10 protein-coding genes are annotated in these 13,983 nt (G+C 54.5%); 1 reads left to right on the forward strand and 9 read right to left on the reverse strand.

The genetic code is table 11. The features are described 5' to 3' along the window. Nucleotides 1-134: 134 nt before the first annotated feature. The 9 genes from priA to ACI48K_RS04330 all read right to left on the reverse strand — a co-directional run bounded on the left by priA (nucleotide 135) and on the right by ACI48K_RS04330 (nucleotide 11,983). Complete coding sequence (gene priA, locus ACI48K_RS04290; RefSeq protein ID WP_475026226.1) at nucleotides 135-2,699, reverse strand: primosomal protein N'; 2,565 nt, start codon at nucleotides 2,697-2,699, stop codon at nucleotides 135-137. Then, nucleotides 2,696-3,925: a bifunctional phosphopantothenoylcysteine decarboxylase/phosphopantothenate--cysteine ligase CoaBC gene (coaBC, locus tag ACI48K_RS04295; protein ID WP_475026227.1), complete on the reverse strand. Its 1,230-nt coding sequence runs from the start codon at nucleotides 3,923-3,925 to the stop codon at nucleotides 2,696-2,698. Before coaBC ends, priA begins: the two co-directional genes overlap by 4 nt. An 81-nt stretch (nucleotides 3,926-4,006) precedes the next feature. Then, complete coding sequence (rpoZ, locus tag ACI48K_RS04300) at nucleotides 4,007-4,225, reverse strand: DNA-directed RNA polymerase subunit omega (protein ID WP_475026228.1); 219 nt, start codon at nucleotides 4,223-4,225, stop codon at nucleotides 4,007-4,009. Nucleotides 4,226-4,267: 42 nt separating this feature from the next. After that, the gene (gene gmk, locus ACI48K_RS04305; protein ID WP_475026229.1) at nucleotides 4,268-4,849 is read right to left on the reverse strand and encodes a guanylate kinase; all 582 of its coding nucleotides are present in this window, start codon (nucleotides 4,847-4,849) and stop codon (nucleotides 4,268-4,270) included. Nucleotides 4,850-4,862: 13 nt separating this feature from the next. Next, nucleotides 4,863-5,123, reverse strand: coding sequence for an extracellular matrix/biofilm regulator RemA (remA, locus tag ACI48K_RS04310; protein ID WP_036621599.1), 261 nt, complete (start codon nucleotides 5,121-5,123; stop codon nucleotides 4,863-4,865). A gap of 53 nt (nucleotides 5,124-5,176) precedes the next feature. Then, nucleotides 5,177-6,064, reverse strand: a complete 888-nt coding sequence (locus ACI48K_RS04315) for a YicC/YloC family endoribonuclease (RefSeq protein WP_475026230.1) — start codon at nucleotides 6,062-6,064, stop codon at nucleotides 5,177-5,179. 32 nt (nucleotides 6,065-6,096) lie between these two features. After that, nucleotides 6,097-7,995, reverse strand: a complete 1,899-nt coding sequence (locus ACI48K_RS04320) for a bifunctional homocysteine S-methyltransferase/methylenetetrahydrofolate reductase (RefSeq protein ID WP_475026231.1) — start codon at nucleotides 7,993-7,995, stop codon at nucleotides 6,097-6,099. Between the two features lie 207 nt (nucleotides 7,996-8,202). Then, the gene (gene dapF, locus ACI48K_RS04325) at nucleotides 8,203-9,039 is read right to left on the reverse strand and encodes a diaminopimelate epimerase (protein WP_475026371.1); all 837 of its coding nucleotides are present in this window, start codon (nucleotides 9,037-9,039) and stop codon (nucleotides 8,203-8,205) included. A 139-nt stretch (nucleotides 9,040-9,178) separates the two neighbouring features. Continuing rightward, the gene (locus tag ACI48K_RS04330; RefSeq protein ID WP_475026232.1) at nucleotides 9,179-11,983 is read right to left on the reverse strand and encodes a calcium-translocating P-type ATPase, SERCA-type; all 2,805 of its coding nucleotides are present in this window, start codon (nucleotides 11,981-11,983) and stop codon (nucleotides 9,179-9,181) included. 197 nt (nucleotides 11,984-12,180) lie between these two features. Between ACI48K_RS04330 and ACI48K_RS04335 the strand changes: the two genes are divergently transcribed. Then, nucleotides 12,181-13,929 carry an Rqc2 family fibronectin-binding protein gene (locus ACI48K_RS04335; protein WP_475026380.1) on the forward strand — a complete coding sequence of 583 codons (1,749 nt, stop codon included), beginning with the start codon at nucleotides 12,181-12,183 and terminating at the stop codon, nucleotides 13,927-13,929. The last annotated feature ends 54 nt before the right edge of the window (nucleotides 13,930-13,983 follow it).

A 13,983-nucleotide genomic window follows, 5' to 3' on the forward strand; every position in this document is an offset into this window, starting at 1 on the left:
ACACCATCCTTTAGCATTCTTCTCTAAAAAAAGTATATGTCATGATTGCTCGGTTCGTCTTCAAAATACGTTGTCCCCGCCACAATAATCTGTTGATTCAGCGAAAAAGCAGCTACGTGAAAAATTCAATTCCGTTACATCAGCATCTGCGGGTCCACATCGATGCTGATCTGAAACGAAGCGTCCCGCAGGTTGTCCACCGTCGCGGCCGTTATCTCCCTAACCAGTCCAACCGCATCCACATCGCCCCGGTATTTGACCATACACTGGAACCGGTAGCGGTTTTTGATCCGCGGGATCGGCGAGGCAACCGGGCCAAGGATGTCCAGCGCCGCCGGCGTGAACCGGTCGAGGCTGCCAAACCACCCTCGCCGCTGCGCCTGAGCCCGCAAATCGCCGGCGAAGTTCTCCGCCATGCGCAGCAGCAGCGGAAGCTTCTCATGCGATAACGTGACTAGAATCAAGCGGCTGTATGGCGGATAATGCATCGCCTTTCGATGATTCAGTTCCTCGCGCACAAATGAATGATAATCATGGCCGCTGGCATGGATAATTGAATAATGCTCCGGCATATACGACTGAATGAACACCTCGCCAGGAAGCTGATGCCGCCCCGCGCGCCCGGCTACCTGCGTCAGCAGTTGGAACGTCTTCTCCGCCGAGCGGAAATCGGGAAAGTTCAGCGCCGTATCCGCCGCGATGACTCCAACCAGCGTCACATCCGGAAAATCGAGTCCCTTGGCAACCATTTGCGTGCCGAGGAGGACGTCGCCTTTTTTCTCGCGAAACGTCTGCAGCAGCTTTTCATGCGAACCTTTTTCGCTGGTGGTGTCCACATCCATTCGGATCACGCGGATACCCGGAAACAGCTTAGCCAGCTCTGCTTCAACCCGCTGCGTTCCGGTTCCGAAATACCGGATATGTTCGCTTCCGCATTCCGGGCAGACGGATGGCGCCGTTTCGGCGTATCCGCAGTAGTGGCAGCGCAGATTATTCGACTTCTGATGATAAGTCAGCGAAATATCGCAATCGGGACAGGTCGCCACGTATCCGCAAGTCCGGCACATCACAAACGTGGAGAAACCCCGCCGGTTCAAAAACAGGACGGTTTGCTCCCCGCGTTCGAGCCGCGTGGCGATTCCCTTATGCAGACTGCGGCTGAACATGGAGCGGTTGCCTTCCTTCAGTTCTTCCCGCATATCGACGATATGAACCCCGGGAAGCCGGCTTCCCGACGGACGTTGCTTCATTTCCAGGAGCACCGGGGCAAAACCGCCCGTATCTCCGCCCCCGGAACGGGCGGCATGATAGCTTTCCAGCGAAGGCGTGGCCGAGCCCAAAATCACGGCCGCCCCATGCTGCGAAGCCCTTCGCACAGCTACGTCCCGAGCATGGTACTTCGGTGATTCCTCCTGTTTGTACGAGGTTTCATGCTCCTCGTCCATGACGATCAGCCCTAGGTTCGAAAACGGGGCAAATATCGCGGAACGGGCGCCAACCACCACTTCAACGCGGCCTTCGCGGATTTTGCGCCATTCGTCATAACGTTCTCCGTTGGAAAGGCGGCTGTGCATCACGGCGACTTGTTCGCCAAACCGTCCTTTGAACCGTTCAACCATCTGCGGCGTCAGGGAAATTTCCGGAACGAGCACGATGGCCTGACGTCCCAGCGAAAGACAGCGTTCGATCGTTTGCAGATAGACCTCCGTTTTGCCGCTGCCCGTAACGCCATGCAGGAGAAAAGCCTCGGGCTCGCGGGCATCAAGAGCACGGGAAAGGCGCCCATAAACAACCTCCTGCTCAGGCGTCCGCTTCAGCGGTTCGCTGCTTTGAAACCTCCGGTTCCGGTAAGGATCGCGGAATACCTCCACGTCTTCGATTAAGGCAAACCCTTTCTCGGCCAATTTTTTGACTGTGCCAGCCGTCACCCCCAAGGTGGATAGAACCTCCTGCAGGGATAACGGGAGTCCGACTTCCAGCAAAAACTGCAGCACTTCCTTCTGCCGGCGGGCCTGCGCGCCAAACGACGCGAGCGCCGTTTCCGCCTCCTCTCCGCTCACTGCGGCGGATACGACTTTTACCGTTTTTTTGCCGATCTTATCCTTAATCGCTTGACTTTCGGCCAATAGGCCTCGGGCAAGCATATCTTTGATCAATGTCCCCCGTTCGGGAAAGTTGCTGCCCAGCTGGGTCATCGCAACCGTTCCGGCAAGTTTGACATACGCGATGATTTCCTCTTCCTCCCGGGTCAATAGCACCGGCCGATTGAACAAGTCGTTTGCAACTAAAGCCTCGTCGGAATCGCGATCAAACGCATCCTGGGCGGGCCCCTCTTCCGCCAGACGAATATACCTTTCCGCCTTCCCTTTTAAGGCGGCCGGTATCATCGCCTGCAAAGCGGCGATCATGCTGCACGCGTATTTGCGGCTCATCCATTCGGCGAGCTCGACCAGATCCGTAGGCAGCGGCGGCAGCAAATCCAGCAGCTCCTGGATCGGTTTCATCCGGGCCTCGTCCATTTCGGAACGTTCGTGCAAGGACACCACAAAGCCCTGAACCGTCCGGCGTCCGAACGGAACACCCACCCGGCTTCCGACTTCAATCCAGTCCGTGATGGATTCAGGGATCAAATAATCAAAAGGCCGATCGGTCTCCCGGCTCGGCACATCTACGATTACTTTGGCCATTCTATATTTCATTCGGCGGCTCCTGCGCCGCCGGCCAAACGACCGGCCGCCAGCTCCATAATTTTGAGGCCAACCTCATCCTTGGAGAGCAGCGGCAAAGACTCAATGAGCCCGGAGGCGTCGTATATTTGCACCACATTCGTTTCGGAGCCGAATCCTGCGCCTTCCGCGGTAACATCATTCGCCACGAGCAGATCGCAATTTTTGCGGCGAAGCTTTTCCAACGCATGTTTTTCCAAATCGTCGGTTTCGGCAGCGAATCCGATCAGGAGCTGGGTGGTCTTGTTCTTCCCCAGAGTCTCCAGGATATCGATATTTTTTACCAATTCGAGCACCATAGAGTCATCCGTTTTTTTAATTTTTCGGGCAGCCGTTTCTTTCGGGCGATAATCGGCCACGGCAGCCGCTTTGACCATAATGTCAGTCGTACCCCACTCCGCCATCACCGCTTCGTACATATCCTGCGCCGATTCGACGCGAATCAGCGGGATTCCGGGAGGCAGGGGCGCCTGCGTCGTGCCGGCGATTATTTTCACGTCCGCTCCAAGCCGTTCGGCCGCCTTCGCTACGGCAAAGCCCATTTTCCCGGAAGAGTCGTTGGAAATGTAACGAACCGGGTCGATCCGTTCCACCGTTCCGCCTGCAGTAACCACGACTTTTTTGCCGGCAAGCGGTTTATCGGCCCAGCGCTCCCTGCGGGCAAAATAATCGTCCACCACGGCCGCGATCGTCTCCGGTTCTTCCATCCGGCCCTTGCCTGTGTACCCGCAGGCAAGCAGACCTTCACCCGGTTCGATCATCAGTACGCCGCGCGAAGACAACTCCATCAAATTGCGCATCACTGCAGGATGGGTGTACATGTGCACGTTCATCGCCGGAGCCAGCATGATCGGCGCCTGCGTGGCCAGCAAAGTCGTCGACATCATATCATCGGCGATACCGGCCGCCATTTTGCCGATGATGTTGGCTGTAGCCGGGGCAATAAGCACGAGATCCGCCCAATCGGCGATTTGAATATGCGCAATCGTTTCAGGATTCTTTTCGTCAAAGGTGTCGGTGTAAACGGGATTCTTCGCCAGCGATTGCATCGTTAACGGCGTAATGAACTTGGTGGCGGAATCGGTCATCACAACGCGAACCTCGGCTCCCAGCTTCACCAGCTTGCTGCACAAGGATGCGGCTTTGAAGGCGGCAATGCCGCCGGTAACGCCCAGCAAAATCTTTTTACCTGTTAACATCGGTATCCCCTCGCTTTCTTTCCCATACAGAAAAAAATAACAACCTCTCGGTTGTCGTAAGGCAGCCCGGAGGCCGAAAAATTATTCTTGATCCGCAGATCCGTTTTCGTCTTTTTTGATCCGGACGTAGTCGCCGTATATCTCTTCGAGAGCTACGCCTACCTGCTTATGGGATTTGGGTTGCTTAAGTTCGGTTTTCTCGCCTTCGCGAAGCTGTCTCGCTCTGCGGGAAGCCGCTACAACTAAAGAATATTTGCTCCCGACTTTGCCGAGCATCTTGTCAATGGATGGATACAGCATTTCGTTACACCTCTTCTTTTGGACTAAATCGCCGATACAGACTTAATCGCAATCTTTTCTGATTTTACAATGTTCGGCGATAATAATGGATTGTATTCTTTGGCAAGCTAAATCGATTTCGTCGTTCAAAACGGCATAATCGTAATTTTCCAGCAAGCCGATCTCTTGGGCCGCTACAGACATTCGATGATCGATCGTCGCCTGGTTCTCCGTCCCTCGCCCCTGAATGCGCCCTTTGAGCTCATCCAGCGATGGCGGCAGCAAAAACACGAACACGCCTTCAGGGAATTTTTCTTTGACCTTCAGCGCGCCTTGGACTTCGATTTCCAAAATGATGTCCTTGCCGCTTTCGATCGTTTGTTCCACGAAGTCGCGCGGAGTTCCGTAATAATTGCCCACATACTCCGCATGCTCCAGAAGCTGGTCGTGCGCAATCATTTCTTGAAACTGCTCGCGGCTTTTGAAAAAGTAATTAACTCCGTTTTCTTCGCCTAGACGCGGCTGTCTTGTCGTTGCGGAGACCGAATAAACCAGCTCCGGCATACGTTGTCTAAGCTCGGTACACACCGTCCCTTTTCCCACGCCCGATGGTCCCGATAAAACAATAAGCAATCCTTTTGCCATATTTCTCTCCATACTATTCGTCATTGTCCTCATCTTTCGTGGACAAACGATGGGCTACCGTTTCCGGCTGGACAGCCGAAAGAATGACATGATCACTGTCCGTAATGATAACCGCGCGCGTACGGCGGCCGTATGTGGCATCAATGAGCATATGCCGGTCTCTCGCCTCTTGGATGATCCGTTTGATCGGCGCGGATTCCGGACTGACGATCGAAATGATTCGGTTGGCCGATACGATATTTCCGAAGCCGATATTAATCAGTTTAATTCCCATGTTCAGGTAGTTCCCCCTATTTATTTGACTCACCTAGCGCGTCAAAATAATCGTTATTCGAGATTCGCCGCTTGCTCGCGAATTTTCTCCAGTTCCGCTTTCATTTCAACGACCAGGCCTACCAGAGCCAAATGATTGGCTTTAGATCCAATCGTATTGGTTTCCCGGTTCATTTCTTGTATCAAAAAATCCAGTTTGCGCCCGATCGGTTCCTTGGCGTCCAGCAGCTTGCGGCACTGTTCGAAATGGCTTTTCAGCCGGATGAGCTCTTCGTCGATATTGGAGCGATCCGCAAATAGTGCCACTTCCGTCGCAAATCTCTGCTCGTCGTAAGCTCCTTCAAGCAGTTCGGAAAGACGCCCCGAAAGACGGCTGCGATAATCCTTTACGACCTCTGGAGCCAATCTCGTAAGCTCGGCATGAATCGACTCAAGCTTGCCGAGCCGGCTATCCAGATCGGACATTAAATGAAGTCCTTCCTGCTCCCGCATGGCGATGAGTCCAACCAGCGCCTCTTCCAATCCTTCACTGAGAACCCGCTCCCACTCATCCGCGGATGGTCCCAAAGAGGACTGCAGATCCGGAGCGGTTAAAACGTCAGGCAAGGAAAGCAAATCCTTGGCGCTTAAGCGAGCCTCAATTCCATACTCTTTCCCGAGCACTTCGGCGGCCCGGATATAGGCCTCCACTACGGAAGCGTTCAGTACCAACGGAAGGGAGCTTGCTTCGTCTCGTTCCTTGCTGATATATACATCAATCCGTCCCCGTTTGACATGGCGCTGAACCAAACGCCGGAGCCCGTCTTCATAGCAAGTCCACTCTCGCGGCATTCGAAGAACGATTTCGGCATATCGGTGATTGACGGATTTAATCTCGAATTGCACATTGTATCCGCCATAATTCTTGGCGGATCCCCCGTATCCTGTCATACTGTGCGACAAAGGCATCACATCCGTTACCCTATTGTAATTGATTATGTTAAGCGAGACAAGTGGGACAAGTCCTGTTTTGATTTCTCCCGGACATATTCCATTAAAGATACGTTCATCTCATAGAACATGAACGGCGTCATCAGATAAATCCCGTTAAAATGCTCCGTAACCGTATCCAGCAGCTCTTTGGCGATCTCTACCCCCATCGCCCGCCCTTCGGCTCCCTGCAGCCCGTCCATCCGTTTCCGAACCTCCTCGGAAAGCTGGATGCCCGGCACTTCATTATGAAGATACTCGGCATTTTTTCCGCTGGCGAGCGGCATGATCCCGATGAATATCGGAATGTCCAGATGAGCCGTCGCCTCTTTGATCCGCACGACCAGCTCGGGATCGTAGATCGGCTGGGTCATAATGTAGTCGGCGCCGGCCGCGATTTTTTTCTCCAAACGTTCCACCGCTTTATGGAGGTGCTTGACGTTCGGATTAAAGGCGGCTCCGACCACGAAATTCGCCTTTTGCTTGAGAGGTTTGCCCGAAAAGGCAGTGCCGTCGTTAAGCTGTTTGATCATGCGGATGATTTCGAATGATGTCAGATCGTAGACGGAGCTTGCTCCCGGCAAATCGCCAAACCGGGCGGGGTCGCCCGTCACCGCAAGCACGTGGTCGATGCCAAGCGCGTCAAATCCCATCATGTGCGACTGCGTGCCGATAAGGTTCCGGTCGCGGCAGGCAATGTGCACCAGCGGCCGAAGGCCAAGCTCGGTCAAAACCAGATGGCCCAGCGCCATATTGCTCATTCGGGTCACTGCCAGCGAATTATCGGCCATTGTCAGCGCATCGACGCCGGCCGCTTTAAGCGCAGCGGCCCCCTCCATGAACTTGCCGATATCCAGGTCGCGCGGAGGGTCAAGCTCCACGATCACCGTAGGGCGCTGCTTCACAAGCTCGACAATACTTGGCGCGCGTCCCGCGATTTGCCCGCCAGCGGCTTCGTCCGCAGCCGGCTTCAGTTCTTTCAGCAGTACGGATGTGCGCGGCGCCGGCAACGCTTTGCCTTCGGGCAAAGGTTCGGGGACGTAACTCGCCAGCGCCTTTGCCGTTGCGGCGATATGCTCCGGCGTCGTTCCGCAGCACCCGCCGATCAGATGCGCCCCCAGATCGGCAAAGGATACGGCGCATTCGCCAAAATATTCCGGCCGCGCTCCATATACATATTCCCCATCCACATAGTCCGCCAAACCCGCATTCGGAAATACCGAAAGCGGAACGTTCAGCGGGCCTCCCAAGTCCTCCATCACGCTCATGATGCCTTTCGGGCCGGAGTGGCAGTTGAAGCCAAGCACATCGGCTCCTTCGCGGCTAAGGATGGCGAACGCCTCCGGAATCGCAAAGCCGTCCAGCGTCCGGCCGACCTGATCGACCGCAAACTGGCAAATCACCGGGAGATCCGTTAAATGCCGGGCCTGATTCAGGGCAATCCGAATTTCCTCCAGATCGTAAAAAGTCTCGAGCAGCAGCGCGTCCACATTTTCGCTAAGCAGGGCAGCAATTTGCCGTTCAAAGTATTCGTTCAGCTCTTGAATGGTTACGTTGATCCTTTTGCCCCCGCGGATTGAACCGACGGCGCCGGCCACAAAAGCTTGGTCTCCCGCAGCTTTTCTGGCAATTCGCACCGCGGCGCGGTTGATTTCCTCCACCTTGGCTTCAAGGCCATACTTCGCCAGCTTATAATAGTTGGCGGAGAAGGAATTGGTTTCTATCAGCCTTGCTCCCGCGTCGATATAACGGCGGTGCACGTCGCCGATCACTTCAGGATGCAGCAGATTGAATTCTTCGTATGAAATGCCGACCGGGAACCCCAGTTGGTACAAATACGTTCCCATGGCTCCGTCGCCGACCACAACTTCATTTTCCCAGGTTTTTCGCAAATCCGGCTTCATGCTGTATCCTCCTGACTGCCATGTCGGCTGTTTCCGATACCGGGAACGGTTATTCCCGCACGTTGGCTTTTGTTCATATTAATGTATCATAAATCGCTGTGAATGGTAAGGAAATGCTTGTAAAGAAAGCCGGGAACCTGAAATGACAGGTCCCCGGCTTTCAAATCGTTAGGCTGCGTGCCGCAGCAGGCCGTTCAACTTCCGAACTTATGCTTCGATGCTGCCTTTGTAGACCGCTTCCGCAGGTCCGGTCATGTAGACGTGATTGTCTTTTTCGCTCCATTCAATGAAAAGATCCCCGCCTTTAAGCCCGATCCAGGCCGCGCGGTCCGTCAAACCGTTAAGCACGGATGATACCAGCGTGGCGCAAGCGCCCGTCCCGCAGGCCAGCGTAGGTCCGGCGCCGCGTTCCCATACGCGCATTTCCACCCGGTCGCGCCCTTTCACGGTAGCGAATTCCACATTAATCTTACGCGGGAAATACGGATGCACTTCGAGCTTCGGCCCCCAGGTCGTCAAATCGAAATTCGGCGCGTCCTCCACATAGATGACGCAATGAGGATTGCCCATCGAAACGGCGGTGAATTCAAATTCACGGCCCTCAGCTTCAATCGGCCGGCGAAGCACCGGATTTCCTTCAATGGTGGTCGGAACGGTCAGGCCATCCAAGATCGGCTCGCCCATATCGACCCGGACCGTTTTGACGATACCCGACTCAACTTTAAGGGTCACCGGCTGTACGCCGGCACCGAGCGTTTCGATCGTAATGTTCTCTTTATTAATATAGCCGTTATCATAGACATACTTGGATACGCAGCGAATGGCATTGCCGCATTGCTCCGCTTCCGAGCCGTCCGAGTTGATGATCCTCATTTTGAAATCGGCTTTCTCCGAAGGCAGGATGAATACAAGTCCGTCTCCACCCGCACCGAAAAAGCGATCGCACCATTTTATAGCCAGCTCGGAGACATTCTCCGGCAATTCTTGCTCTCCGTAAAAGACAAGGAAATCATTCCCCAGTCCGTGCATTTTCGTGAATTCCACCGTGCTCCACTCCTCCATCGCTTTTCGAAGTCTCCCCGAATGCGGTTCATTCGGATCTGATCCCATTATATCAAGGAATCCGGAAACTGCAGCTTTATGGGTTCAGTCTATATTTTGCCGGGTGGAAAAGCTATTGATTTTATGCACGAATATTTGTACTTTTCACCGGGATCAGCTGCCGGCTTCCGCCTCTGAATTTGCGGCGGCGGTTGCCCGACCAGACGCTGCCCGCGCCGAGCAAGAAGGTCGGAATGCCGGCGGCGACAAGGGTGATGGCCCATTCGCGCGTTCCGAGCGGTACGGTTTTGAAGATCGGCTGAAGCGGTTCGATGTACATAACGGCAAGCAGCAGAGCTATGGACGAAAGCACAGCCATGACGAGATACTTGTTCTGCAAAATATTGCGGTGAAAAATCGATCTTGAGCTTCGGCAGTCAAACACGTGAATCAACTGAGCCATAACCAGCGTCGCGAACGCGACCGATTGCGCTTTGACCAATTGGGCTGCATCATTCGGAGCGTATTGGAGCGTCAGCCAGAAAGCGCCAAGCGTGCACAGCCCGATCAGCAGGCCTCGGCTGATGATTTTCCAGCCCAATCGTCTGGCAAAAATGTTTTCGTTCGCGCCGCGCGGCTTGTGCTCCATCAGATCCTTTTCCGGTTGGTCCACGCCAAGCGCCATGGCCGGCAAACCGTCCGTGACCAGGTTGACCCACAAAATCTGAATCGGGAGCAAAGGCAGCGGCAGTCCGGCCAGCATGGCAAAAAACATCGTTAAAATTTCGCCCACGTTAGAAGCTAGCAAGTAACGGATAAATTTGCGGATATTTTCGTAGATGTTTCTGCCTTCCTCGATGGCCGCCACGATCGAAGTGAAGTTATCGTCGCTTAAGATCAACGAGGATGCTTCCTTGGAAACGTCGGTGCCGGTCATGCCCATCGAAATTCCGATATCGGAGGCTTTGATGGCGGGTGCGTCGTTGACTCCGTCGCCGGTCATGGCCACGACATGCCCGTTTCGCTGCAACGATTTGATGATCCGCAGTTTATGCTCCGGCGACACCCGGGAATAGACGTAGATATTCTCGACCTGACGGTCAAGCTCGTCGTCGCTGAGCGTTTCAAGCTGCTGCCCCGACATGGAGGAGCCGCCTCTATTCAAAATGCCAAGATCGGAGGCTATCGCTTCGGCGGTCAGCTTATGATCGCCCGTAATCATCACGGTCTTGATTCCCGCGCGGCGGCACACCGTGATGGCCTCCCGCGCTTCCCGGCGAGGCGGATCGATCATGCCCGCCAATCCGACGAAAATCAATTGGGATTCGATGCCGTCTTCGCCGCTTTCCGATTCGTTCGGCTTAAGATCCCGGTAGGCGAGTCCGAGAACCCGCAGTGCGCCGCGCGCCATTTCTTCGTTGGCGGCTTGCACCCGCTGCCGGAACGTACCGGTGAACGGCACGACTTTGCCTTCCCATAAAATGTATGAGCACCGCTCCAGAAGCATATCGGGAGCGCCTTTAACCAAAGCCATTTTGCCCCCTTGATGGGATACGACGATCGACATCCGCTTGCGTTTCGAATCGAAAGGAAGTTCCCTTTCCCGAACATACATACCGCTTAATGCCGATGGGGACATACCCATTTTGGAGGCAAGGGTGATGAGCGCGCCCTCGGTCGGGTCCCCTTTTAATTTCCACTGGGAGCCGGAAGCGGCTTCCTCTTTGGCTTTGCGGCGGCCCCTTGTTTCCGGATCTCCCTCTAAAATGACCGCATTGCCGCAAAGCGAACTGATCTGCAGCAGACGGCGCAAGCTTTGATCCTTCCGCAGGTCGATCGGTTTTCCGTGATCGATAATGTTCCCCACCGGCTCGTAGCCTTCCCCGGTGACTTCCAACGGACGGCCTTCCAGCCACAGCCGGGTCACCGTCATCTTGTTCTGCGTCAGGGTGCCGGTTTTATCCGAGCATATGACCGTGGCGCAGCCCAGCGTTTCCACCGAGGGCAGCTTGCGGACAATGGCTTTGCGTTTGATCATACGCTGCACGCCGAGCGCAAGCGCGATCGTAACGATGGCTGGCAGGCCTTCCGGAATAGCGGCAACCGCGAGGCTGACCCCGGCGAAAAACATCCCTTTTACCGGTTGCCCCTGCATGATGCCGACGAGCACGACCATGATGGTGAGCCCAAGCGACAAATAAATCAGAATTTTTCCGAGTTGCTCCAGCCGCCGCTGCAGAGGCGTTTCCTGAACCTCGGTGTTCTGAATCAGGTCGGCGATTTTACCCATCTCGGTATCCATGCCGGTCCGGACCACGACGCCGCATCCGGTCCCGCGAGTAATCATCGTTCCCATAAAACCGAGGTTTTTCTGATCTCCGAGCGGCACTTCGGCATCGCGGATAACATCGGCATGCTTGCCGACGGGAAGGGACTCGCCCGTTAACGCGGACTCCTCCACATCGAGGCTGTTTGTCGCCAGCCAGCGGATATCGGCAGGCACCCGATCGCCGCTCTCCAGCATAACGACATCGCCGGGCACGAGTTCCTTTGCGGGAATATTCCGCACGGTTCCCTGCCTCAGCACGTTGGCATGCGGCGCGGACAGCTGCTTCAGCGCCCGTAGGGACCGTTCCGCGCGGAACTCCTGGACAAAACCGAGAACCCCGTTCAAAATGATAATGGCTATAATCGTAACGGCGTCCAAATATTCGCCGAGAAATCCGGAAATCAGCGTGGCGCCCATCAAAACGAGCATCATGAAATCCTTGAACTGATTCAAGAACAGCAGAATCGGGGAAATTCGTTCTCCTTCCGACAGCTCGTTCCATCCGACTTCCGCCCGTCTTCGCTGCGCTTCGTCTTCGGACAGTCCTTGATTACGCGTCACGCCGAACCGTTCCAGAAGCTCTTCCCCACTCAACTGGTGCCAGTTTTTTTGTTCCATCCTCCCAATTCCCCTTCCGTATTTTGTGCAATTTCAGCGCGAAGGCTTTTCCATCTAGGGTAAATGTATTCTGGCACGTCCCAAATTATCACAGGCATGCTCTTAAGTTTTTGCCCGAAGTATGGCATCATATAGGAAGGCTTCATCCAAAAAGGCTTGATCTTAAAATATTCATCAAAGACAGGAGATATTTATCAATGGCACTCGACGGCATCGTAACCCGGTCCATCGTCCATGAGCTGCAAAGCTGCGTGGGCGGAAGGATCAGTAAAATACATCAGCCCGCCGCAAGCGACATCATCATCAATCTGCGTTCCCATGCGGGCAATCAGCGGCTCCTGCTGTCCGCGAATCCGACTTATCCCCGGGTGCACTTAACCGGGGAGACGTTTCCTAACCCGCTGGAAGCGCCTATGTTCTGCATGCTGCTGCGCAAGCATTGCGAAGGAGGGGTGATTGAGTCCATTGCCCAAGTGGGAATGGAGCGGATCATTCATCTGGATATCCGGCAGCGCGACGAGCTCGGAGACGTATCGCTCAAGCGTATCGTGATCGAACTGATGGGGCGGCACAGCAATATCATCTTGCTGGATCCGGCAACCGGCCTTCAGCTGGACGGCATTCACCACGTCACCCCGTCCATCAGCAGCTACCGGATCGTGATGCCCGGGGCTGCCTATACCTCCCCGCCTGAACAACATAAATTGAATCCTTTGGAAGCGAGTCGCGAACAATTTACGGACGCATACGGGCAAACGCTGGGAGCCGGAGAGGAGAGCGTCTGGCTCGTCGGCGCTTTCAACGGCATCAGCCCTTTGATTGCTGAGGAAATCTATGTACGCGCGGCAGGCTCTGAAGGAGCCGGTCTTTCCCGTGCCGCGCGGCTCTGGAACGCCTTTTCCGAACTGATGGCGCAAATTCGGGAACATCGCTATTCCCCGGTCATCGGCGAGAATGCCAAAGGAAAAAGTCTGTTTTCCGCCGTCGCCTTGACTCAGCTTCAAGGCGGAATCCGCCGTTACGAATCGATCAGCAAATGTATGGAAGATTATTTCGGAGACAAAGCACTGCGGGATACAGTCAAGCAAAAAACGAGCGATTTGCTGCGTTTTCTGCAAAACGAGCGCAATAAAAACATCAAAAAGATATCTAAGCTGAAGGAAAATCTTGCCGAAGCGGAAGACGCCGAGCGTTACCGGATTTGGGGCGAACTGCTGCTGCCGTCCCTTCATTTGATCAGCAAGGGAGATCGGTCCGTCGAACTCGTCAACTATTACGACGAAGAGCAAAAGACGGAAAGTGTCACTCTCGACCCGCTGTTGACTCCTTCGGAAAATGCCCAGCGCTACTTTAAAAAGTACAATAAATTCAAAAACAGCCTTGCCGTCATCGATGAGCAGATGGCCATTGCCAAAGAGGAAATTACTTATCTGGAAGGTCTTTTGCAGCAGTTGAACGACGCAACGCTTAGCGACATCGATGAAATTCGTGATGAATTGACCGGGCAGGGATATTTGCGCGACCGGGGGAAAAAGACCAAAAAGAAGAAAAAGAACGACCGCCCGACGCTTCATGTCTATTCCTCTTCGGAGGGGATCGAGATTTACGTGGGGAAAAACAATCTCCAGAACGAATACGTCACAAACCGGCTCGGCAATCCTAACGATACATGGCTGCATACCAAAGACATTCCCGGATCGCATGTACTGATCCGCAGCGCGGATTTCGGCGAGCCCACATTAAACGAGGCGGCGCAGCTCGCAGCTTATTTCAGCCAGGCCAAAGAATCCAGCAGCGTGCCCGTAGACTGTACCCTGATCCGCCATGTGCGTAAACCAAGCGGAGCCAAACCCGGTTTTGTGATTTATGACCACCAGCGGACTTTGTTTGTCACGCCGGATGAGCAGTTGATCAAAAGCTTGCCTAGCTCCGTCAAGAACAATTAAGCGCAAAAGTACAATGACGGGCTGAACAATAAGGAAGCCCTCGCCGAATGGATT

The sequence above is a fragment of the Paenibacillus terrisolis genome (assembly GCF_056171975.1).